Raw genomic sequence first — 21744 nt, forward strand, 5'->3', positions numbered from 1 at the left:
CATGTTCGGTAATTTCGATATCAACTTCCTGATCTTCGGCATCATGCCCTACGCGGTGCTTGCCGTGGCGCTGGTCGGCACCATCGCGCGCTATGAACGCGACCCGTTCACCTGGAAAACCTCATCCAGCCAGCTTTTGCGCCGCAAACAGCTGATGTGGGGGTCGGTTCTGTTCCACGTCGGCATCATCGTGCTGTTCTTCGGCCATCTGATCGGCCTGTTCACGCCGGTATGGGTGCTGGATGCCCTGGGTATCAGCTACGGCTTCAAGCAATGGGTGGCGGTGATCCTTGGCGGCGTGGCGGGCGCGGCGGCCTTTGTGGGCGCGTCGATGCTGTTGCATCGCCGCTTGTTCGATACCCGCATCAGGGTCAATTCCAGCTTTGCCGATATCGCCATTCTCGCGGCGCTCTGGCTGCAGATCGTGGTGGGCATGGGCACGATCGTGCTGACACTGGGCCATATGGACGGCTCCAAGATGGTGCAGTTCATGACCTGGTCGCAAAGCGTGATGGGCCTGCAGATCAATGCATGGCTTGAGGTGGTGGATGTCCACTGGCTTTACAAGCTGCACATCTTCCTTGGCATGGTGATCGTGGCCGCATTCCCCTTTACCCGGTTGGTGCACATGCTTTCGGTGCCGATCCGCTATGTCACGCTGCGTCCGGGCTATCAGATCGTACGCTCGCGCCGCAGGCGTCCGCTGGAAGAACGGCGCCGCGCCCATGACGCGCGGCAGGGCAAACCCGGCCCCACAGTCACGACAGCAACCCCGACACCGGCGGAGTGAGCGCAATGAACATGGCCCTTTTCCCCGATGTCGTCGTGAACCATGAGACCATCCCCTCGGCGGCCATTGCCGCCGAGGCCCAGAATCACAGCGCGCCCAAGGACAAGCCCGGTATTGCCTGGCGCAAGGCAGCGCAGGCGCTGGCGATCCGCGCCTTGTTGCTGCAGGAGGCGCGGGCCCGTGCGCTTGAGGCAGAGCCGGAGGAACTCGCGCCCGGCCGGGTCGAGACCGAGGACGAAGCGCTGATCCGCGCCCTCCTTGACGCGGCGCTGACCATTGCCCCGGTGACAGAAGAGGTCATTCGCACTGAATGGGCCAAGGGGCCGGACCGCTACCGCTCATCGCCTTTGTGGGATGTGTCGCATATCCTGTGCGCCTGCGATCCGCGCGACGACGCAGAGCGCGCAATGGCGAGCGCACGCGCCGAGGCCGTGCTTGCCCGGCTGGGCGGCGATGCCAAGGGGTTTGCGCTTGCCGCCCGCGAAAGCGACTGCGGGTCAAAGGCGGCGGGCGGGCATCTGGGGCAGCTTGGCCCGGGCGATACCGTGCCGGAGTTTGAGGCCGCCCTGCGCACGCTTGAGGAAGGTAAAATAACCCCCACCCCGGTGTTGTCGCGGCACGGCTGGCACATCATCCGGCTGAACGCGACGGCGCCGGGACAGGTGCTGCCCTATGAAACCGTGCGCCCCAAGATCGCGCAGGCGCTGGAAAAGGCAGCCTGGGCGCGCGCCTCGCGTGACTTCATCGAGACACTTGCCAAGGGCGCGCAGATCACCGGCGCCAGCCTTGCGCCGATCTGAATGCGCGAAAGGGCGGGCCATGAAACAGTCAGAGCCAATGCGGCGCGGGAGCGGTCTTTTCCCGACTGACCCCGCGCTGCTTGCGGCCCCGCTGGTCTTCATCCGCGAAGAACACCTGCGCGAACGGCAGATCTGCGCGGTGATGGACGGGCTTGCGGCCTCGGCCTCGCTTGACCTCAAGGCTGCGCGGACGGTGCTGCACTTCCTCGGGGAGTTGTGCCTGCACATCCGCGACATGGTTGAGGATCTGTTCCCGCTTCTTCTTTGTCGTTGCACGACTGAAGATGCGATCGACTGCACGATCACCCGGATCAGGATTGACCACGACGCGGTCAACCGCTTGCTGCCACGCCTGCGCGCCGCCCTTGCCCGCTGCCTCGATGCCGGTGCTGACCTGTCACTCGGGGAGGCCACGATGCTGATGCGCTTCGCCGGCCATGTCCGTCACCAGCTGGCGGCCGAGAACGCCATCCTGCTGCCACTTGCCCGCGTCCGCCTGACGCAAAGTGACCTGCAAATACTGTCGCAGCACATGCGGATACGGCGGGGGCTGCTTTTTATTCCGGAGACAACGGATGCTCAATGATCTTCTGACGCGTCATCAGGACGCTGGCCCTGCAACAAACGGGGCAATTGTTCGCCTGCGCGATGTTGATTGGCGTACCGGCCCCGGCCAGATCAATACGGAGGCGGCGCAATGACCATGTTTCAACCCATCGCAACACAGGGCTGCGGCTGCGACCGGCGTGATACTGTCAGGACACTGATCAGCATCGACGTGGCGCTCGCCCTGATCGCTGACCGGACGGCTGCTGTTGACGAGGCCGAAGATATCCCGCTTGGCCATGCACTGGGCCGCATCCTTGCGCACCCGGTCAGATCCGTCTGCATGACCCCGCCTTTCGATAACGCCGCAATGGATGGCTACGCTGTCGTAACTTCGGCGCTGGCAGGCAAGGGCCCCTGGACGCTGGATATCAATGCACGGGTTCCGGCGGGGCAGGCCGCATTGTGCCCGCTGTCCGGTCTGCAGGCCACCCGGATTTTCACCGGGGCGCCGATCCCGGCAGGGGCGGATGCCGTTGTGATGCAGGAAGACGTTGAACGGACCGGCACGACCATCCGGATGCGCCATCGCCCCGGGCCGGGCCTGAACATCCGCCGGGCGGGAAGCGAGATGGCCGCAGGCATGACCGCTCTGGCGCAGGGTCAGCGGCTGGGGCCACGCCAGATTGCCGTGTGTGCCGCTGCCGGTGCTGGCATTGTCCGGGTCCGCAGGCGCCTGCGCGTTGCCCTGCTGGTGACGGGCGATGAGGTGCGTCAGGCTGGCGCCACCCGGGCAAAGGCCCAGATCTGGGATGTGAACACGCCCATGCTGGCCGCCGCGCTGACCCGGCCTGACATCGATCTTGTCGCCTTTGAGCACGGTGTCGACAGCGCGGAGGGGTTGTTGCTGCAGATTGCCCGAATGGCAGGCGGTGCAGATCTCGTGATCACCACCGGCGGGATATCGGTGGGGGAAGAAGACCACGTGAAACCGGCGCTGCTGGCCATGGGGGCCGACATTCATTTCAGCGGGGTTGCGATCAAGCCCGGCAAGCCTGTGTCGTTCGGGCGCGTCGGGGGGGCGGCCTGGCTTGGCCTTCCCGGCAATCCGCTTTCGGCCTTCATCACCTGGCAGGTTTTCGGGACGGCGCTGGTCAGAAGGCTGACCGGCGAGGCAGGTGACAGCGCGCCACGGCGGCTTGTTGTCGCCGCTCAGGACATCGCCAGAAAACCCGGGCGGTGTGAGCTGCGCCCGGCCATCTGCACGGGCATCGATCCGCAGGGGCGGGAGGTGGTTGCGTTTGAGTCAGCCACCCATTCGGCCCATGTCCGCTGTCTGGCGGAAGCGGACGGCCTCATCTTCCTGCCTGCCGATGCCGGGTTTCTTGCCGCCGGTGCGCTGCTCGAATTCCAGCCCTTTTGTCAAAACTGAGGAACAGCCAGATGAATCTTGCCTATATCATGGCACCCGGACGGGGCGACACCGACCTCATCCTGCTCCGGCTGGCCGAGAGCCTTGCAAAGCGCGGCATACGCTGCTGCGGCACGGTTCAGATCAACTCTGAACGCGATGATGCCGGACCTTGTGACATGGATGTCCGGGTGCTGCCCGATGGGCCCGTGCTGCGCATCAGTCAGAATCTCGGCCCGTCCGCGCGGGGTTGCAGGCTGGATCCGGCGGCACTGGAAACAGCCGTCGGTCTGGTCTCGGCCAGCCTGAACGGTGGCGCAGATGTGCTTATCGTCAACAAATTCGGCAAGCACGAAGCGGAGGGACGTGGTTTTCGGGCGGCGATCGCCGAGGCACTCTCCCTCGGCGTGCCGGTCATCACAGGCGTGAATGCGCTGAACCTGCCCGCTTTTCAGGCGTTTTCTGAAGGGCTGGCAGTTACCTTGCCGCCTGAACCCAGTGCCCTGGAAACCTGGCTCAACGGCATATCTGGCGCGCAAAGTGCAGCACCTGCCCAAGCCCGGCGCCGGAAGGAGGCGTGAGCCGTCTATCCCTGTCTGCGCTTAGTGTTCCGGCTTGCCAGTCAGCGCAAGGCGCATTGCCAGACCAATAAAGAACACGCCTGCAATGCCATCCATCCATCTGCCGAAACCTGTCTGTGCCACCCACCCGGAGGCTTTGCCTGCCGCAAGTCCGACGCCGACAAGAAATGTCACGCCAATGACGTTGTGAATGCTGCCCAGAAGGAAAATCTGAAGGCCAATATTTCCGAGTTCGACGCTTACGAACTGGGGAAGCAACGCCAAGTAGAAAACCACGACCTTCGGATTCAGTATGTTCGTAATCAGTCCGCGACGGAATACATCCCAGAGAGAGATTTCGATGGGCGCATCGTGAGGCGATGGGGTATCCGCGTGGTTTGCCCAGGATCTTAGCGCCTGGACACCAAGATACAGAAGATATGCCGCGCCAGCATATCTGAGCGTTTCAAATGCGACAGGAGACGCTGCGACCACCGCCGAGATGCCCAGAGCCGCAGCAATAGCATGAAAAATCGATCCGCAACCGATACCAAGCGCCGACGCGATTGCGCCTTTGACCTTGTGCCTCATTCCGTTTGCGACAACGAACAGAACATCAGGCCCTGGCGCGACCGCAAGCGCGGTTGCAAGGACGACATACGCAACCGTGAGATTCGGGTCGAGCAGCATGGCAAAAGACTAGCAGAAGCTTCAGCCTTGGCGAGCCGGAAAAATAAAGTCAGGCCCCTGCCACATTGGTCGATCCGGCCTCTCAGACAGGCGTTTCGGCCATCCCGCTACATGGGTGCCGGAAGGCGCGGTGCCGGGCGTTCAACCCCGTCATAATCCGTTGGTTTCATTACGCATACGGCTGCGTTGACGAAACGAGGACACCATCGCCCAGACCAGCAGCAGCGCGGCCATGGCAAGCAGCACGGCGCTGACAGGCTGGGTAACGAAGGTGGAATAGTCGCCCCGCGAGAACAGCATCGCGCGGCGGAAGTTTTCTTCCAGCATCGGGCCCAGCACAAAGCCGATCAGCACCGGCGCAGGCTCATAACCGAACAGCCGCATGCAATAACCGAGAACGCCAAAGCCAAGCGCCAGACCAACATCGGTGATGCTGTTGTTGGCGCTGTAAACACCAATGCAGATCAGGACGATGATCACCGGATAAAGAAAATGGTAGGGAATTTTCAGCAGCCGGATCCAGATGCCGATCATGGGAATGTTCAGCATCACCAGCAGGACATTGCCGATCCAGAAACTGGCAACCAGCCCCCAGAACATCTCGGGCTGATCGCGGATGAAAGAAGGGCCGGGCGTAATGCCATGAATAAGCAGTGCCCCCAGCATCAGGGCCATGGTCGCGCTGCCGGGAATGGCCATGGTCAGGGTCGGAATGAAGGCGGTCTGTGCGGCGGCATTGTTCGCGGCCTCAGGGGCGGTGACGCCGGCAATTGCCCCCTTGCCGAAGCGCGAAGGGTCACGCGCCACACGTTTTTCCATCGCATAGGCGATGAACGAGGCAATCGTCTGCCCGGTTCCCGGCAGCGCGCCGAAGAACGCCCCTATCGACGTGCCGCGCATGACCGGGCCGGTGAATTCGCGCATGTCCGCGCGCGTGGGCAGCATCGAGCGCATGGTGATCTTTTCATCAATCCGGTTCTTCTCATCGCGCGAATGGATCGAGGTGATCACCTCGGAAATGCCGAAAAGGCCCATAGCCAGCGCAACCAGACTGATGCCATCGTAAAGATCCGGAAAGCCAAAGGCATAGCGCGGGATGCCTGTGTTCACATCGGTGCCGACACAGCCGATCAGCACGCCAAGCGCGACCATGGTGATGCCCTTGAGCGCCGATCCTTGCGTGACCGAAGCCGCCGCGATCAATCCCAGAACCATGACCGAGAAATACTCGGTCGCACCGAATGACAACGCAAAAGAGGCCAGCAGCGGCGAAAAGGCCGCGAGGGTGATGATGCCGAAGCTGGCACCCACGAAAGAGGCGAGGGTGGTCACGAAAAGCGCCACCCCGGCACGGCCATTCTGTGTCATCGGGTAGCCGTCAAGGCATGTCACTGCCGATGACGGCGTGCCGGGCAGGTTCAGAAGGATCGAGGCGATCGAACCGCCGTATTCGGCCCCATAATAGACCCCGGCCAACATCACCAGCGCCGCAGTGGGCGGAATATAAAAGGTGATCGGCAACAGCATCGAAACGGCCGCAAGCGCGCCAATCCCCGGCAGAACGCCAATCAGCGTGCCAAGAAACACGCCAAAAAAGCAGTACATCAAGTTGATCGGTGTGAACGCTACCCCGAAACCCATTGCGAGATTCGCAAGAATATCCATCAGAACGGGTTCCTGAACGGGCGGATGGGCAACCCGAGGCCAACCACGAAAATGAGCCATGCCCCGATGCTGACGCCAGCGGCGAGCGCCAGAAACTGGATGAAGCGCCCTCTGTCATCGGCCATGGAAGCCAGCAGAAGCGTGGAGAAAACGGTCGGCACCAGACCCACGCGGGGCAGCAGCAACACGAAAGCGAAGATGCTGGCGCAGAGCACGACCATCGGTCGCCACGGCAACCTTCGCAAGCGTTCGGTGCTCAGGAACGCGCCCGCCATGGTGGCGAGCGCCAGAACCATTGTGAAAACGCCGAAGACAAAGGGAAAGTAGCCCGCCCCCATGCGCCGTGTCGTTCCCAGCCCAAGCCGGTAGGCAAAATAGGTGAACCCCCCACCGATCAACAGGATGGCTAAACCGCCGAAGAAATCCTTCTGGTTCAGACGGGGCATGGTGCAGCTTTGCATGAGATCATGGGTTCATCGGTCTTGGCTTGCGAAAACTGACAGGTAAAGTTGGCGTGGACATGCCCACGTCAAAGCGTGGCAGCCTGTCCGGCCCTGTAGCGGCCGGACAGGCGTTGCTTCAGGCATCGGCCATCTTGTGGGTCTGCTCGCCCAGACCCTCGATGCCGAGCCGGACAACCTGCCCGGCGCGCAGAAAGATCGGCGTCGGCTTCTTGCCCAGACCCACGCCGGGCGGGGTTCCGGTTGCGATCACATCGCCGGGGTGCAACGTGATGCACTGGCTTACATAGCTGACCAGTTCCGCCACGCCAAAGATCATGGTGCTGGTGGAGCCGTCCTGCATCCGCTCACCATCGACATCGGTGAACATGGCCAGGTTCTGCGGATCCGCAATCTCATCCCTGGTCACAAGCCAGGGTCCAAGCGGCCCGAATGTGTCAAAGCCCTTGCCCTTGTCCCAGCTGCCGCCGCGTTCGGCCTGCCATTCGCGTTCCGACACGTCGTTGCACAGGGTGAATCCCGCAACATGATCAAGCGCATCCTGCTGTGACACGCGCCGCGCGGTTGTGCCGATGACAATTGCCAGCTCACATTCCCAGTCGGTTTTTACCGACCCGCGCGGAATGAGGATATCGTCATTCGGCCCTGCCAATGCGCCCAACGATTTCAGAAAGACAATCGGCTCTTTCGGCACATCGGCGCCGGTTTCGGCGGCGTGGTCGGCGTAGTTGAGGCCGATGCAGACAAAATTGGTCATCCCCGAGACGGGCGCTCCCAGCCGGGTCGTCGCCGGTACGATCGGCAGCGACATCAGGTCGATCGCCGCAATCGCGCGCAGACCTTCGGGGGCAAGTGTCGCCCCCGCGATATCCGGCACCTTGCCGGACAGGTCCCGTATCGTCCCGTCAGAGGCCAGAATGCCCGGTTTCTCGTGCCCGGTTTCTCCGTGGCGCAGCAATTTCATCGTTGTTTTCCTTTCTGTTTTCGGCGTCGTGCCGGTTGCGGCATGCTGCCGCGACCGGCCATAGTTTATTGCATCCCGATGTTCAGTTCCTCGACCAAGGGGCGCATCTGTGAAACCTGTGTGCGCAGCACCTCGCGGAACTCATCGGGGCTGGAGGCTGCGGGTTCGGCGCCCATTGCTTCCATCCGCGCCTGAACCTCAGGATCAGCGGCGGCATGGGCCACGGCTTCCTGAATGCGGTCAATCACATCGCGTGGCGTACCAGCGGGCGCGATGAAGCCGTTGAACCCGACAAGATTGAGGCTTTCAAAACCCATCTCGCCCACCGTAGGAACATCGGGAAGCGCAGGCGAACGCTCACTGGCCATCACCGCAAGCCCGGTCAGGCGACCTGAGCGCGCATGTTCAAGCGAGGTGGCCAGCTGGTCACCGCCGAACTGGACACGCCCGGCCAGAAGATCCTGGACCATGGGTGCGGCACCCTGGAAAGGAACGTGATCCATCTCCAGCTCTGCCTGATGCTTGATCACTTCGCCAACGAGATTGATGATCGAACCCTGCCCGGTCGAACCGTAGAAAAGCGGATCGCCCGCCTCGGACCGCGTGCGCGCAAGTTCGACGAATTCTTCCAGATTCGATACGCCAAGATCCGGATGCGCCAACAGCAGCATCGGCACATTCACCGCGATTGAGACTGGTTCGAAATCTTCCTCGATGTCATGCAGCGCCCGGCCCTCGCGCTGCATCACAGTTGTCGTGGCCGAGAAGGTGATGTTGTGAAAGAGCAGGGTGTGCCCGTCAGGATCGGCGCGCGCGACCGCATCGGCACCCACAGACCCCCCACCGCCAGCCCGGTTTTCGACAACCACAGGCTGACCCAGAAAGCCCTCCATCCTTTCAGCAAACACCCGTGCGGCGACATCTGTCGTGCCACCAGCGGGGAATGGCACAATCACCCTGACAGGCTGGCTGGGAAAGGTCTGCGCCCAAAGCGGTGTAGCCGCGACCATCGCGGTCGCCGCAGAAAGGGCAATGAACAAGCGCCTAGATCCGAGTTTCATGCTATCTCCTCCGTTGCATAAAGCCGATCATTCTGTCGTGGACGACCCCTCCTCCTCCGAAAAAGTGAATGCCGACTCTGTTCAGATCGCCCATTTGAGATATTATATAGAAAAATCGGACAAACAACAAAAAATCTTTTTTTGGAGAAAGCAGTGTCAATCACTGAGCCCAAGAGCCGTGGCGAGATGGCCTATCGCAGTATCCGCGACGACATCCTTTCGTGTCGGCTGACACCCGGCAGCAAACTGCTGCTCGGTCCGGTGGCGGACCGCCTTGGTGTCAGCCTGAGCGTCATCCGCGAAACGGCAAGCCGGCTTGCCGCAGAGGGGCTGTTGATCGCGCAGTCACAGCGCGGCTTTGTTGTGCCGGGAATTGACCGTGACGACCTGATCGAGCTTACGGATGCGCGTATCGAAATCGAATGCCTCTGCCTGCGCGAATCTGTCCGTTCAGGGGATATGGACTGGGAGGTTGCCCTGCTGTCAGCCTACCACCGGATGGAGCGCACGCCTGCGCTAAGCACCGACCCGGCCATGAAGGACCATTGGGCCGAGCTGCACGCCAAATTCCACAACAGCCTTGTGGCCGGAGGTACCAACCGCTGGTATTTGCGCATCCGCGAAACGCTGTTTGCCCATTCCGAGCGCTATCGCCGCCTGTCGGTGGCTTTGCAACAGGAGCAGCGTGACCTTGATCAGGAGCATAAGGCACTGATGGACGCGGTCATCAGCCGCGATGCCGAACTCGCCTGCGAGCGCATCCGCGCCCATCTGTCGCTGACCATCAAGATTCTGCTCGACGCAGGCATATGCGATCCGGGCGCAGGAACACGGAAATGAGCTGCGGTCGTTGCGGCGCTGGCGCTGGCCGGAGTCAGCGCAAGCATGCGAAGGCTGCGTTCATTTCCGCCAGTCAAAGGTCGCCTTCGGCGTCCCAGCTGACCGGGCCATCAACATAGCGAAGCCCCTTCTGCAGCAGCCCCTCGCGCAGGCCCAGAAGATCCAGCGTATGGCCACCCTCGCGCAGCCCGGCCCGCATCGCCTCCTCCTTGGCAATGCGGGCTTGTACATCGGCCAGAACCGCAGCGGCCCTCCGTCGTGCGACGACCACCACGCCGTCATCATCGCCCAGAACCACATCGCCCGGCACTACGCGCTGGCCGCAGCAGATGACGGGCACATTGACCGCGCCCAGGGTTTGCTTGATCGTTCCTTGTGCCGAAACCCTTCGTGACCAGACCGGAAAGCGCTCCGCGCGCAGCACCGCCACATCGCGCACGCCAGTGTCGAGCACCACCCCCGCCCCGCCGCGGCACCGGACATATTCTGCCAGAACATCGCCGAAATAGCCATCATCGCTGGGCGAGGTCGTGGCGACGACCAGCACATCCCCGGGCTGCATCAGTTCGATGGCGACATGCAGCATCCAGTTGTCACCCGGCGCGCAAAGGGCGGTCACGGCAGAGCCCCCCATGATCGCGCCCGGAACGAGCGCGCCAAGTTCGGCACCCATAGACCCGGTCCGGCCCTGCGCCTCGTGCACGCTTGCCACCCCGGCATCGCGCAGCGCAGCAATTATCCCCGGTTCCGCGCGTTCGATCTTCCTGACAGCAACACCCAGCATATCCATGCTCCCCCCTTCTTCTGTTGGTCGGATCAGTCGCTTCCGCGCCAGATGGCGATCCGGTCACAACACCCGATACCCGCGCCCCTTCTTGACCCTTGCAACATCGAGGAGCGCATTCACCGCCTGACCCTCATCCACAAAAACCCTCTGCCTGACACGGCCCGGACTGCCGATGCGTCCCCATTCGCACGAAAGCACGGCAGCGCCAAACAGATCACGCTGCACCACGATCTCGTAGAAGCGGTTCATGTTCCGGGGCAGATCTGTCCGGCGCAGATGAAGCCGTTCGGGAAATACATCATACTGCATGGCTTCGTTTCTGATGCCCAAGAGCTCATTCTCTTGTGGTCAGAACGAATACTACTACAACAATTTGCGATCGGTCCAGTGTCGGCTCTCCCACTCCCCGTCCTCCGCGCCGCCGGTCAGCTTCTGATCTGCTTTCCTTGTCCCTGAGGGCTTCCCGGCGCACAACCCAGCGCCGCCAGCCCCTGAGCGCGACAGTGGCGACGGGATATCCGGCACTCCACTGCGGTGCAGACTGGTGCGTCATTCCAGGCCCTCACCGATCGCGAGGCTGAGCACGGCCCATTGTTGTGCGGCGTCATTCTCGGCGGAAAGAACCGCAGAGCGCGCCGAAACGGTTGTCCGGTCAATTTCCAGCAGTTCAAGCAGGGTGATGGAATTCTCCCGAAAGCTGCTGACCGCCAGGTCATGCGCCTCTTCCTGCGAGCGCAGTGCGGCACTGAGCGCGCTGAGACGTTGCCGCGTGCGGCGCAGGTTGGAAAGGGCGGTCTGCACATCCTCAATGGCGCTGGCAACAGCGGCGCGCCATTCAATCCCGGCCTGTGCCGCCTCCGCGACGCGGCGGTCGCGGGTCGCGCTCAGGCCGGTCTGGTTGAGAACGGGCAGAGAAAGCTGCGGCCCAAAGCTCCAGCCAGAGCTGCCGGTATCGGTGATGGAGCCGCTCAGGGTAAGCGATGGCAGCATATCCGCGGTGGCAACGCCAATCGCGGCGGTGGCCTGAACAAGTGCCATTTCCGCCTGCCGCACATCGGGGCGGATGCGCAGCAGATCGGCGGGAATGCCGGCTGATGGCGTCGGCGGAATGCGCAGCAGGGGCGCGCCGCGCTGCATGCGCACCAGCAACGGCCCGGCGGGTTCGTTCAGCAAGGTTGCCAGCCGGAACACTTGCGCCGCGAATTGCGCGTCATGGGCGGGAAGGTCGGCGCGGGCGCTTTCCAGTTGTGCGCGCGCCTGAATCAGCTCCAGATTGGTGGCGGTGCCGATCTCGACCTTGTCTGCGGTAATCCGGACAGTTCCGTCACGCGTGCGGATCGACTGGCGCGTGACCTCCAGCGCCTGCTGGTAGTAACGCGCGTTGCTATAGGCACCGATGACCTCGGCGAGCCAGGCCAGCCGGGTGGCCTGAGCGGCAGCCGCGGAAGCGTCGAGCGCGGCGGCGCTGGCCTGTCGCTGCCGGAAGAGGCCGCCGAAAAGATCGAACACCAGCGCCGCGCCCAACCCGGCGCTATGGCTTTCGCCGCTCACGCCACCCGCGCCGCTGCGCGTCAGCGATGCACTGGCATTGCCCGACAGGTGCGTTGCCGCAATGCCCTGACCGCGCAGATCTGCCTGCGCTGCGCGGATGCGCTCTTGCGCGGCAAGGATATCAAGGCTCTGGGCCAGCCCCCGCCCGATAATGTCGTTCAGCATGGGGTCACGATAGGCGGTCCAGAACCGGGTCTCGGCGCGGCTGACAGGGGCAGCGGCATCCGCGCCGACATAGGCGGCGGGAAGGTCGATCCGAGGGGGCGCAAGCGGATCGGGGCCGACCGGCGCGCAGGCCGCCAGAGCGAACAGGAATGCGGGGGTGAGGCGGACGGGCACGGTAGTCATCCTTTCGACAGAGCCTGAACAGGATCGAGCCGCGACGCATTGCGCGCCGGCAAAAAGCCAAACACAATCCCGATCAGGCTGGAGCATATGAAAGCCAGCAGGATCGACGCGGAGGAATAGATAAAGCTGTAGCTGCTGCCGAAGAGGCCGGCGAGTTGCCCGACAGCCAGCGCGCCGACGATGCCGATCACCCCGCCCAGAAGGCAGACCAGAACCGCCTCGATCAGGAATTGCTGAAGAATGTCGGACTGCCGCGCCCCTACCGCCATGCGCACCCCGATTTCGCCCACGCGTTCGCTGACCGAAACCAGCATGATGTTCATCACCCCGATCCCGCCGACGATCAGCGAGATGACCGCGACGGCTGAAATCAGCAAGGTCATGGTCTTGCTGGTTGAGGTGATGGTTTCGCGGATGTCGTCGGTGTTGATGATGAAGAAATCCTTCGAGCCGTGGCGCAGGGTCAGCAGGTTGGTCACGGCGGCTTCGGCGCTGTCCATCCCGGTGTCGTCATCCACCCGCACGGTGATGCTGCGCAGCGTGGTCGAGCCGGTAAGCCGCGTCTGCACCGCCGTATAGGGTGCGAAGACTGACAGCGACTGCCCGCCGCCGGGGCCGCGCGACTGGCTCTGCACCACGCCGATCACCCGCAGCGGTGCCTGATCAGCGAGGATCACCTGACCCAGCGGGTTGAGACCGTCAAACAGCGCATTACGCGTATTGGTGTCGATCACCGCCACCTGTGCCAGCCCCGCCACGGCCTCCTGTCCGAACACCCGCCCGCTCAGCAGCGTGACGCCCGCCGCGTCAAAATATTGCGCGCCCACGCCGGTAATCTGGGCGCTCGCTTCCTCGGCAGCGTACCGGAGGGTGGCATTGGCCGTGACAGTGGGCGTCACGGCGGCCACAAAGGGTTGGGTTGCCAAGGCATCAGCATCCGAAACGACCAGCGTGGTGATCCGGTCTGCGCGGGTGTCGCCAAAGCCGGTGCCGGGGTAGATTTCAAGCGTGTTGGTCCCCAGGCTGGAGATATTGTCCAGCACCTGCTGCTGCGACCCGGTACCAAGCGCCACCATCGACACGACCGAGGCAATGCCGATCACGATACCCAGCATGGTCAGAAGCGTACGCAGCCGGTGCGCAGCAAGCGCAACCACCGCCATCCGGAAGGACTCACGGAACCGCGCGGCAAAGGCAAACAGGCGGGGCCGCGCTTTGACTTCGCGGCCCGGTATGTCCAGGGCCGCACCCGGCCCCTTGTCGCTCCGGCGGTCGGAAACGATCCTGCCATCGCTGATCTCGATCACGCGGGAAGACCGGGCAGCGACGCGTGGATCATGCGTGACGACAATCACTGTCCGGCCTTCGGCGCCCAGCTCGTCAAGGATGCTCAGCACTTCCTGCCCGCTCTGGGTGTCCAGCGCGCCGGTCGGCTCGTCGGCCAGAATGACTTCGGCATCGTTCATCAGCGCCCGCGCGATCGACACGCGCTGCTGCTGCCCTCCGGAAAGCTGCCCGGGCCGGTGCTGCAGGCGCTCGCCCATGCCCAGCCGCTCCAGCAGCCGGGCGCTGCGGCGCCGCCGTGCTTCAGCGGTGGCGCCGGCGTAGATGGCGGGGATTTCAACATTGTCCAGCGCGCTCAGCTCTGCCAGCAGATGGTAGCGCTGAAAGATGAAGCCGAACCGGTCGCGCCTGAGCGCGGCCAGTTCATCCGGCCCCAGTTCCGAGACGGTGCGGCCCTCAATCAGGTATGTGCCCTTTGTCGGCCGGTCCAGACAGCCGAGAATATTCATCAGCGTCGATTTGCCCGAGCCCGAGGCACCGATGATTGCCACCTGCTCGCCCGCATCGATGGTCAGACTGATGTTTTTCAACACATCAATCGTGCCTTCGCCCGCCGGATACGAACGGGTGATATCGCGCAGTTCGATGAGTGGCGTTGCTGTCATGGCGTCAGAACCCCATCATCATCGGCGGTCCGCCCGCAGCGGCGGAACTGCCCGCGCGCGACAGTGCCTGACCGATGACCACGCGTTCCCCCTCCGAGACCCCGTCGGTGATTTCCACCGCCATGCCGCTGTTCAGCCCGGTGGCGACCTGCCGAACCTCGATCCGCCCGTCCGCCGCCTGAACCTGCACCGCGACGCGCCCGTCCGTGCCCTGTGCGCCAAGCGCGTTCACGGGGATGACCAGCGCATCCTCCGTCCGGCCCAGAACAAAACTGACCTGCACGGTCTGATAGGTGCGCAGCAGGCCATCGGCATTGGGCACATCGAAAGTGCCGTTGTAATAGACCGCAGACGCTGACGAGGTAGAGGTATTGGTGGAATCGATTGTGCTGTCGGTCCGGATTGTGGCCGGGGCGGGCTCGATGATGCCCAGTTCGCCGTCATAGCGGGTCGAGGTGTCGCCCAGTGTTGTGAACCACAGGGGCTGGCCGCTGCGGACCCGCCCGATATCGGCCTCGGATATCTCGGTATGAACGGTCATCACATCCAGCTGACCCAGAATGACAATGGTCGGCGTGGCGGAGGTGGCATTGACCGTCTGCCCCTCCTGACTGACGATCGCCAGCACCGTGCCCGCGATCGGTGCCGTGATCTGGGTATAGCCAAGGTTTGCCACGGCGGTTTCGATGCCCAGTTCGCTCTGGGCGATCTGGGCATCCAGCGCGTCGATCTGCGCTCGGGTCACGGCAACCGCCGCGATGGCGCTGTCATATTCAGCCGAGGTGGTGGTGCCGCGCGAGAGCATCTGCGCCTGGCGCTCAAGCGAACGCTGGTTCAGTGTCAGCGTCGCTTCCTTTTCCGCACGCTGGGCACGGGCCGATGCCAGCGAGGCTTCGGCGGTGCGCAGCTCGTTCTGCTGCGTGACGGAATCGATTTCGGCGATCAGATCGCCCTCCGATACCGGCTGGCCAACGCTGACATGCACCGCCGTGATACGTCCTGAAACCTGTGCCCCCACCGCAACCAGCCTTGAGGGCTTCAGAATCCCGCTGGCCAGCACGGTCTGTTCGATCGGCGCGCGCGTCACAGCGGCGGTCAACACACCATTTGTGTCGCTTGACTGCGATTGCCACCACAGCCAGCCGCCAAGCCCGGCGGCAGCGGCGGCCATGGCAATGCCGACAATTCTGGAAATGTGCATGAAAGCTTTCCCTGTCTGAAGCAGACCGCGCCGCTTGCGGCAGGTTATTGCAACAAGGCCTCCAGCAGGCCCATGATTGCCAGGATTTGCAAGCTGTTACTGTCCACCAGCACCAGATGCCCGTTCACTGCACGATATTCCTGCCCGCGCGGTGCTCTGGGGAACCGGCTGTTCGCCGCTTGGTGGAAGCTGCGGCCACTGCGGGCACTTTGACCAACGCGGGGTGCCGGGCCATGATTGACCTGCGGCGCCTGCCGCCCTGCCTGACCGGGGCCGGTCGTCTGCCGTGAGGGCGCCTGCGGCTGTGCCTGTTGCTGCGGCTGACCCGGGCGCTGCAACTGTTGACCCTGTAACTGGCCTTGTGGCAGGACCTGTCGGCAGGTCGATGCATCGCGGGTGCATTCCGCAGTTGTCTGGCCGTGGGCCTGCTGGGCAAGGACAGGGGCGCCAGCCAGACACATCAGGGCTGCGAGGGCGACAGGGGCGCTGTGCTTCATCGGAAACTCCATTTTTCGCAAATGCCCGGGATTGGTGCGGACGCGACCACAATTGCTGCGGTCGCAAGACACTTAGATGCGCCGCGTTTCCCGCGTTGGTCTGCCCCGTGACGAAGTGTTTCCCGCAACGGCCTTTTTGTGACGAAAAGTTTCCATCTCCGGCGATGGAAACATCGGGAAACAAATTGCCCGGCACTTGTTGCCGGATAACGCGATATACACACGGCATGACCAAGCCGCACAGGACGGGATGATGCGCATGCAGACGGGGCCAAGCATTCTGGTGGTTGACGATGATTCCGAGATCCGCTCGCTGTTGGCACGGTATCTTTCAACGCAGGGTTTCCGCGTGATCACCGCCGCCAGCCGCCGCGAACTGGAAGCGAAGCTTGCGGATTCACGCGTGGATCTGGTGGTGCTGGATGTGATGCTGCCCGATGGCTCGGGTCTGGATATCTGCCGCACCATGCGCGAAGCCCGCATGAATGTGCCGATCATCCTGCTCACCGCGCTGAAAGAGGATGTGGACCGTATTGTCGGCCTTGAAATCGGCGCCGATGATTATCTGGGCAAGCCCTTCAACCCGCGCGAGCTGGTTGCGCGGATCAAGGCGGTGTTGCGGCGGTTCAATTCCGGCGCCGTCCCCGCCCCGCAGACGGCGCCAGGCTATGTCTTTGCCGGTTACACGGTCCGGGTGGATGCCCGCCAGATCCTTGCTCCAGACGGCCGTTCGGTTGACCTGACGGGCGCTGAATTCGACCTCCTGCATGCTTTTCTTGAGCGTCCGGGCCGGTTGCTGTCGCGCGATCAGCTGCTTGACCTGACGCAGGGCCGCGCCCGCGATCCGATGGACCGCTCGATTGATGTGTTGATCAGCCGGCTGCGCCGCAAGCTGGGTGATCCTGGCGGCGACGGGCTGATCAGAACCGTGCGCAATGGCGGCTATCTGCTGGCAACCCCCGTTCAGATGCAGGAGGCCTCATGAACACCCTGCGCGCGCGCATTGCGGCGCTGCTGGTCGCCGCCATTGTGGGGGTTGTCGGGCTGGCGTCGCTTGTCGCCAGCAATCTTCTGCGGCCACCGCTGCCCGAGGCGACCATCGAACCCGTCGCCCGCCAGATCCGTCTGCTGGCGGGACTTGTGGTTCATGACCGCGGTGCTGCCGAAAGAGCCGGTGCCGATATCCGCCCCGGCCCGGACACCGGCGCGCCCGATCCAGACACCACCCGCTTCCTGACCCATGCGCTGGAACGCACCGGCGAGGCGCTGCCGGTGGCGGTGACGCGCAGCGCCGAGGCGCCGGTGGCGCTGGCCTCGGTCGATCTGGGTGAAACCGGCTGGCTCGTGGTCGAACTGCCGGATTTCCGACCGCCTGATTCCGCCTGGCGGATTCTGGCGGTCTGGGTGTCGCTGATCGTGGCGGGCAGCACCAGCGTGGCAATCTATGCAGCATGGCGTCTGACACGCCCGTTGGAGCTTTTGCGCAGCGCCGTGTCGCATGTGGGGGCAGACGGAGTGCTTGAACCGATCCCGGAATCCGGCTCGGCCGAGGTGAGGGCGACAGCGCGGGCGTTGAACGATCTGTCTGCGCGGCTGAAGGGCGCGATGCACAGCCGCATGCGGTTGGTGGCAGCAGCAGGCCATGACCTGCGCACCCCCATGACGCGCTTGCGCCTGCGGGTGGAATTCCTCGCCGACGATGACGAACGCGCACGCTGGCTGAAGGATCTGGACGAGTTGGAGAGGATAGCCGACAGCGCAATCCGGCTGGTCCGGGAAGAGGCGGGCGGCGATACCGCCGAGGTGATCCGGCTGGACCTTCTGCTGCGCGAAGTGGCGGAGGAACTGGCGGGCATCGGCCATGCCGTGGAATATGGCGCATTGCCCGAAACCCGTGTTCAGGCGGGGCCACTGGCCCTGAAACGCGCGCTGTCAAACCTGATCGCCAATGCCGCCAAACACGGAGGCGGCGCGCAGATCGCCCTGCGCAAGGATCAGGGACTGGCCATCGTTGCAATTACGGACAACGGCCCGGGTATCCCCGAAGCCCTGATTCCGAGGGTGTTCGAGCCGTTCTTCCGCGTGGACCCCGCCCGCAGGCAATCTGTTCCCGGTGCTGGTCTGGGTCTGGCGATCGCGCAGGAAATCATCGAGCGGACGGGCGGACGGATCGTGATTGCAAACCGCGCACCGCAGGGACTGGTGCAGACGGTCTGGCTGAATCTGGCCGAGGAGGCTGGGGCGGAACCTGCAGCAAGGCCTGTGGGACGCCAGCGCATGGCATGATCCTGCCCCGGGGCCCTTGCGCCCGACGGTTTCGCGCCCTTTCAGGGTTGCAGACTGCGCCAGACGGCGGGAGTGGTGCCGGTATGGGTACGGAAAACACGCGTGAAATGCGCCTGATCAGAAAACCCGGCTGCCCCGGCGATATCCACCAGCGGGACATCGGCATTGCGCAAAAGCGATTTCGTGCGTTCTATCCGGCGCCGGGTGACGGCACGTGCCGGTGTCTCGCCTGTCGCGTTGCGGAAGGCGCGGGCAAACCAGCTTTCCCCCAGCCCCGCCGCCTCGGCCAGTTCCGCGATGGCGATGCGCCGGTGCAGATTGGTGTCGATATGCTCCAGCACCCTGCGGCGCTGTCGCGGCGTCAGACCGGCAGGGGTGGCGGGCGCGCTTCCCGCCGGGGCGGCGGACTGGCGGAAATAGGCCAGCATGGCGCGCAGAAGGCTGTCGAGCAGCACCGGATCATGGCGCTGCGCGTCAATCTCACGCAGCATCATCAGTGCCAGCTGTTCGATCCCGGCATGCCGGGCCAGCAGCACCGGCCCCGCAGGCAGGCAGACCTCGTTGCGCAGGGACGGCATGGCCAGCGCTGAAAAATGAATGTCCAGATGGCTGAATTTGCCGTCGCTGTGCATCGTGCTCCAGATAGGAACGCCCGCAGGAACAAAGGCGAGCCGCGCCTCTCCCGGCAGGTCCGGGCAGGTTGACAGGCCAATGGCGGGCGATGGTTCCAGAAAGACCACGATCCGCGGATCGGGAGAGAGGTAATAGCCGTGCCCGCCCGCGCGCCCCTGCGCATGCCAGTGATCGGCCACCGCCCCTGACCAGCCAAGCCAGCGCACATCCGCCAGGGCGCAGATGTCTTCGATAAAGCTGTCCATCGAGGGAAGAAACACGGGCGCAGGCCTTTGCGATTGTGGAATCGGCTCGCTGGCTTGCACTGGCTTTTTTAGTAATCCTGCCATCGCGCCCCAAGGTCAACCGGCTTTTCGCTCCAGCGGCCACGCGGCACGGCGGATTTCTTCCAAAATGTGCAAATCCAGGCAATACAACCGCGCCGCACTCGCCTATGGCGGGGCAAACAACCTCCCAACCCATCGGCCGGGAGCGGTTGCGGGACAGATTGGGAGACGGACATGCGCGACATGAACGCGACGGACTTGCTGATGCGGCTTCTGGGAACTTCAGCCCTCGTGGCGCTGGGGTGCACCCCGCTTGCCGCGCAGGAGACGCCAGCCGAGGGTTACCAATATCTCGGGCAGGTGCGCTTCTCGATGCGGGGAGCCGAGCCGGTCGGTGATCAGGTTGACCCGCTGACCCTGACCGGCGTTCTGACACCGACGCCGCTGACCGAAGTGCCGCAATCCATCTCGGTGGTCTCGGCCGAGTCGATCGCCCGGCGCAACCTTGGCAAGCTGGATGAGGCCCTGCAGTATACCGCCGGTGTGCAGGCCGCGCCCTATGCCTATGATTCCGATACGAACTGGATATTCCTGCGTGGCTTCGATGCTACGCAGACAGGGCTGTTCATGGACGGCTCGCAGTTGCTGTCCTACGGCTTTGGCAGCTTCTATATCGACCCGTTCCTTGTCGAGCGGGTCGAGGTGCTGCGCGGCCCCTCGTCGATGGTCTACGGATCGTCCAATCCGGGCGGCGTGGTCAATCTGGTCAGCCGCCTGCCGACTGACACGCCGGGGCATGTTGCCGAAGTGGGTGTCAGTTCGCAGGGGCGCAGCTGGGCAAGCATCGACTGGAGCGACCATCTGAGCGAGAACGTCGCCCTGCGGTTTGGGGCACGCCTTCAGCGCACCGACGGATTCGGCATGTTCGCGCCGGGAATGACCGGCGTGATGTTCGGTGCCCTGACGACGGTATTTGACAACGGCGGCACGCTGAGCGTGGCCGCGAATTACACGCGCATGGACGAAACCCATGTCGGCGGCCACTGGCTGCCCTATGCCGGCAGCGTCGAGCCCGCGGCCTGGGGCCGGTTCCCGCAGTATTTCAATACGGGCGAACCGGGCTTTGACACCTATGATCGCGATCAGGGCATGCTGACGGCGATCTATCGTCAGGAGATCGCCGATGGCTGGAGCCTGAGCAACACGCTTCGCTACGCGCGCGCCGATGTGCACGAGCAACAGGTCTATGCCTATGGCTATTCCGGGTTCTCGCTGACCCCGACCGACCCTGAGGGCACCCTCAGCCGCCTTGTGTTCGCGCATGACAGTCTGGCCACAACGCTCAGCAATGATCTTCACCTGACCGGCGAATTTGCCACCGGCGGGGTCGATCATACGCTGGTCATGGGTCTGGATGCGCGCCGCTATGAGCTGGATCAGGTTCAGGCCTCGGCCATCGGCACGCCGTTGTCGTCGCGCAACCCGGACTACGGTGCACCGCAGCCAACCCCGGTTCCCTATCTCGATCAGGTCATCACCCAGCAACAGGTCGGGCTCTATCTGCAGGACCAGATGCGCTTTGGCAGCGGGTGGTTGCTCACGCTCAACGGTCGATACGACTGGGTCAGCACCACATCTACCCGTGACGCGGTGACCGGAGTCGCGGGGGTCGACAGGTCCGACCGCGAATTCTCGTGGCGCATGGGCCTGTCGCGCCAGTTCGGTGCCTTCACCCCCTACGCGACGCTCGGAACCTATTTCAACCCGCAGATCGTCGCCAATCCGGCAGGCAATTCCATCGTGCCCGAATCCGGTCGTCAGGCCGAGATCGGGCTGCGGTGGGCGCCCGATGACCGCACGCTGCTGTCGGTCGCGGCCTTCGACATCCGCCGCCGGAATGTCAGCCTTGACCAGTATGACTGGGCGAGCGGCAGCTATTATTACTACCAGATCGGCGAGGTGCGCTCGCGCGGGATCGAACTGGAATACCGTGGCCAGATCACCGACCAGCTTGGTCTTCAGGCCTCCGCGACCTTCCTCGACACCACGATTGTCAACGATCTTGACCCGACGATCATCGGCAATACGCCGCTTTCCGTGGCAGAAAACCAGGTATCCCTGATGCTGTCATGGGAACCGGCGACCATCGACGGCCTGACGCTGTCGGGCGGTCTGCGCTATACCGGCTCAAGCTGGGTCGACAACCAGAACAGCGCGCGGGTTCCGGGGCGTACACTGGTTGATTTGGGGGTGCGCTATGATTTTGCCGCCGACTGGACTGCCAACCTTTTCGTTGCCAACCTGCTTGACCGCAATTACATCGCATCATGCAACACCGCCTATTGGTGCTATCAGGGCGAAAGGCGCAACGTCAGCCTGTCGCTGAGCCGCAGCTTCTGAACGACCATCAGCCAGCCTTCGTGCCAGCCAGATGGCCC

General features: G+C 63.5%; 21 protein-coding genes. 10 read left to right on the forward strand and 11 right to left on the reverse strand.

The features are described 5' to 3' along the window. Position 1: 1 nt before the first annotated feature. The 6 genes from narI to V7Q53_RS01530 are packed head-to-tail and all read left to right on the forward strand — an operon-like array spanning position 2 to position 4128. Positions 2-790, forward strand: coding sequence for a respiratory nitrate reductase subunit gamma (gene narI / locus V7Q53_RS01505; protein WP_333826596.1), 789 nt, complete (start codon positions 2-4; stop codon positions 788-790). Between the two features lie 5 nt (positions 791-795). Continuing rightward, positions 796-1590 carry a peptidylprolyl isomerase gene (locus V7Q53_RS01510; protein WP_333826597.1) on the forward strand — a complete coding sequence of 265 codons (795 nt, stop codon included), beginning with the start codon at positions 796-798 and terminating at the stop codon, positions 1588-1590. A 19-nt stretch (positions 1591-1609) separates the two neighbouring features. Next, positions 1610-2176 carry a hemerythrin domain-containing protein gene (locus tag V7Q53_RS01515; protein WP_333826598.1) on the forward strand — a complete coding sequence of 189 codons (567 nt, stop codon included), beginning with the start codon at positions 1610-1612 and terminating at the stop codon, positions 2174-2176. Continuing rightward, the gene (locus tag V7Q53_RS01520) at positions 2166-2291 is read left to right on the forward strand and encodes a hypothetical protein (RefSeq protein ID WP_333826599.1); all 126 of its coding nucleotides are present in this window, start codon (positions 2166-2168) and stop codon (positions 2289-2291) included. The genes V7Q53_RS01515 and V7Q53_RS01520 overlap by 11 nt, the downstream gene beginning before the upstream one ends. After that, complete coding sequence (locus V7Q53_RS01525; protein ID WP_333826600.1) at positions 2288-3568, forward strand: molybdopterin molybdotransferase MoeA; 1281 nt, start codon at positions 2288-2290, stop codon at positions 3566-3568. Before V7Q53_RS01520 ends, V7Q53_RS01525 begins: the two co-directional genes overlap by 4 nt. A gap of 11 nt (positions 3569-3579) precedes the next feature. Continuing rightward, positions 3580-4128, forward strand: a complete 549-nt coding sequence (locus V7Q53_RS01530; protein WP_333826601.1) for a DUF2478 domain-containing protein — start codon at positions 3580-3582, stop codon at positions 4126-4128. 21 nt (positions 4129-4149) lie between these two features. Here the strand turns inward: V7Q53_RS01530 and V7Q53_RS01535 are convergent, their stop codons facing one another. From V7Q53_RS01535 to V7Q53_RS01555, 5 genes are all read right to left on the reverse strand, one after another. Beyond that, positions 4150-4797: a LysE family translocator gene (locus V7Q53_RS01535; protein ID WP_333826602.1), complete on the reverse strand. Its 648-nt coding sequence runs from the start codon at positions 4795-4797 to the stop codon at positions 4150-4152. A gap of 150 nt (positions 4798-4947) precedes the next feature. After that, positions 4948-6462: a tripartite tricarboxylate transporter permease gene (locus V7Q53_RS01540; RefSeq protein WP_333826603.1), complete on the reverse strand. Its 1515-nt coding sequence runs from the start codon at positions 6460-6462 to the stop codon at positions 4948-4950. Next, on the reverse strand, positions 6462-6908 hold the full coding sequence (locus tag V7Q53_RS01545) for a tripartite tricarboxylate transporter TctB family protein (protein ID WP_333826604.1): 447 nt from the start codon (positions 6906-6908) through the stop codon (positions 6462-6464). Before V7Q53_RS01545 ends, V7Q53_RS01540 begins: the two co-directional genes overlap by 1 nt. Positions 6909-7041: 133 nt before the next feature. Beyond that, on the reverse strand, positions 7042-7887 hold the full coding sequence (locus V7Q53_RS01550; RefSeq protein WP_333826605.1) for a fumarylacetoacetate hydrolase family protein: 846 nt from the start codon (positions 7885-7887) through the stop codon (positions 7042-7044). A 65-nt stretch (positions 7888-7952) separates the two neighbouring features. Beyond that, positions 7953-8948, reverse strand: coding sequence for a Bug family tripartite tricarboxylate transporter substrate binding protein (locus V7Q53_RS01555; protein ID WP_333826606.1), 996 nt, complete (start codon positions 8946-8948; stop codon positions 7953-7955). 153 nt (positions 8949-9101) lie between these two features. On the opposite strand from V7Q53_RS01555, the gene V7Q53_RS01560 reads away from it, so the two are divergent. Continuing rightward, positions 9102-9788, forward strand: coding sequence for a GntR family transcriptional regulator (locus V7Q53_RS01560; protein ID WP_333826607.1), 687 nt, complete (start codon positions 9102-9104; stop codon positions 9786-9788). Between the two features lie 73 nt (positions 9789-9861). On the opposite strand, the gene V7Q53_RS01565 is transcribed toward V7Q53_RS01560, so the two are convergent. From V7Q53_RS01565 to V7Q53_RS01585, 5 genes are all read right to left on the reverse strand, one after another. Beyond that, positions 9862-10572, reverse strand: coding sequence for a 4-carboxy-4-hydroxy-2-oxoadipate aldolase/oxaloacetate decarboxylase (locus V7Q53_RS01565; RefSeq protein ID WP_333826608.1), 711 nt, complete (start codon positions 10570-10572; stop codon positions 9862-9864). 63 nt (positions 10573-10635) lie between these two features. Beyond that, positions 10636-10884: a WGR domain-containing protein gene (locus V7Q53_RS01570; protein ID WP_333826609.1), complete on the reverse strand. Its 249-nt coding sequence runs from the start codon at positions 10882-10884 to the stop codon at positions 10636-10638. Positions 10885-11124: 240 nt separating this feature from the next. Then, positions 11125-12474: an efflux transporter outer membrane subunit gene (locus tag V7Q53_RS01575; RefSeq protein ID WP_442954403.1), complete on the reverse strand. Its 1350-nt coding sequence runs from the start codon at positions 12472-12474 to the stop codon at positions 11125-11127. Beyond that, the gene (locus tag V7Q53_RS01580; protein WP_333826611.1) at positions 12471-14423 is read right to left on the reverse strand and encodes a MacB family efflux pump subunit; all 1953 of its coding nucleotides are present in this window, start codon (positions 14421-14423) and stop codon (positions 12471-12473) included. The genes V7Q53_RS01575 and V7Q53_RS01580 overlap by 4 nt, the downstream gene beginning before the upstream one ends. 4 nt (positions 14424-14427) lie before the next feature. Further along, positions 14428-15624, reverse strand: coding sequence for an efflux RND transporter periplasmic adaptor subunit (locus V7Q53_RS01585; RefSeq protein ID WP_333826612.1), 1197 nt, complete (start codon positions 15622-15624; stop codon positions 14428-14430). 756 nt (positions 15625-16380) lie between these two features. Between V7Q53_RS01585 and V7Q53_RS01590 the strand changes: the two genes are divergently transcribed. Together V7Q53_RS01590 and V7Q53_RS01595 are read left to right on the forward strand one after the other, a co-directional pair. Beyond that, positions 16381-17106, forward strand: a complete 726-nt coding sequence (locus V7Q53_RS01590; protein ID WP_333826613.1) for a response regulator transcription factor — start codon at positions 16381-16383, stop codon at positions 17104-17106. Beyond that, positions 17103-18407: an ATP-binding protein gene (locus V7Q53_RS01595; protein ID WP_333826614.1), complete on the forward strand. Its 1305-nt coding sequence runs from the start codon at positions 17103-17105 to the stop codon at positions 18405-18407. Before V7Q53_RS01590 ends, V7Q53_RS01595 begins: the two co-directional genes overlap by 4 nt. Before the next feature lie 41 nt (positions 18408-18448). On the opposite strand, the gene V7Q53_RS01600 is transcribed toward V7Q53_RS01595, so the two are convergent. Then, positions 18449-19300, reverse strand: a complete 852-nt coding sequence (locus V7Q53_RS01600) for a helix-turn-helix transcriptional regulator (protein WP_333826615.1) — start codon at positions 19298-19300, stop codon at positions 18449-18451. 240 nt (positions 19301-19540) lie between these two features. On the opposite strand from V7Q53_RS01600, the gene V7Q53_RS01605 reads away from it, so the two are divergent. Beyond that, a complete protein-coding gene (locus tag V7Q53_RS01605) occupies positions 19541-21706 on the forward strand; it encodes a TonB-dependent siderophore receptor (RefSeq protein ID WP_333826616.1) in 2166 nt (721 codons plus the stop codon). Positions 21707-21744 lie beyond the last annotated feature (38 nt).

The sequence above is a fragment of the Pararhodobacter sp. genome (assembly GCF_036802785.1).
Taxonomy (GTDB): Bacteria; Pseudomonadota; Alphaproteobacteria; order Rhodobacterales; family Rhodobacteraceae; genus Pararhodobacter.

Coding starts and splice junctions, on each gene's coding strand:
- V7Q53_RS01555 (WP_333826606.1), bottom strand. CDS start 8,948: ATGAAACTCGGATCTAGGCGCTTGTTCATTGCCCTTTCTGCGGCGACC.
- V7Q53_RS01520 (WP_333826599.1), top strand. CDS start 2,166: ATGCTCAATGATCTTCTGACGCGTCATCAGGACGCTGGCCCTGCAACA.
- V7Q53_RS01585 (WP_333826612.1), bottom strand. CDS start 15,624: ATGCACATTTCCAGAATTGTCGGCATTGCCATGGCCGCCGCTGCCGCC.
- V7Q53_RS01535 (WP_333826602.1), bottom strand. CDS start 4,797: ATGCTGCTCGACCCGAATCTCACGGTTGCGTATGTCGTCCTTGCAACC.
- V7Q53_RS01565 (WP_333826608.1), bottom strand. CDS start 10,572: ATGCTGGGTGTTGCTGTCAGGAAGATCGAACGCGCGGAACCGGGGATA.
- V7Q53_RS01540 (WP_333826603.1), bottom strand. CDS start 6,462: ATGGATATTCTTGCGAATCTCGCAATGGGTTTCGGGGTAGCGTTCACA.
- V7Q53_RS01545 (WP_333826604.1), bottom strand. CDS start 6,908: ATGCCCCGTCTGAACCAGAAGGATTTCTTCGGCGGTTTAGCCATCCTG.
- V7Q53_RS01590 (WP_333826613.1), top strand. CDS start 16,381: ATGCAGACGGGGCCAAGCATTCTGGTGGTTGACGATGATTCCGAGATC.
- V7Q53_RS01530 (WP_333826601.1), top strand. CDS start 3,580: ATGAATCTTGCCTATATCATGGCACCCGGACGGGGCGACACCGACCTC.
- V7Q53_RS01525 (WP_333826600.1), top strand. CDS start 2,288: ATGACCATGTTTCAACCCATCGCAACACAGGGCTGCGGCTGCGACCGG.
- V7Q53_RS01570 (WP_333826609.1), bottom strand. CDS start 10,884: ATGCAGTATGATGTATTTCCCGAACGGCTTCATCTGCGCCGGACAGAT.
- V7Q53_RS01580 (WP_333826611.1), bottom strand. CDS start 14,423: ATGACAGCAACGCCACTCATCGAACTGCGCGATATCACCCGTTCGTAT.
- V7Q53_RS01575 (WP_442954403.1), bottom strand. CDS start 12,474: ATGACTACCGTGCCCGTCCGCCTCACCCCCGCATTCCTGTTCGCTCTG.
- V7Q53_RS01550 (WP_333826605.1), bottom strand. CDS start 7,887: ATGAAATTGCTGCGCCACGGAGAAACCGGGCACGAGAAACCGGGCATT.
- V7Q53_RS01515 (WP_333826598.1), top strand. CDS start 1,610: ATGAAACAGTCAGAGCCAATGCGGCGCGGGAGCGGTCTTTTCCCGACT.
- V7Q53_RS01510 (WP_333826597.1), top strand. CDS start 796: ATGAACATGGCCCTTTTCCCCGATGTCGTCGTGAACCATGAGACCATC.
- narI (WP_333826596.1), top strand. CDS start 2: ATGTTCGGTAATTTCGATATCAACTTCCTGATCTTCGGCATCATGCCC.
- V7Q53_RS01605 (WP_333826616.1), top strand. CDS start 19,541: ATGCGCGACATGAACGCGACGGACTTGCTGATGCGGCTTCTGGGAACT.
- V7Q53_RS01595 (WP_333826614.1), top strand. CDS start 17,103: ATGAACACCCTGCGCGCGCGCATTGCGGCGCTGCTGGTCGCCGCCATT.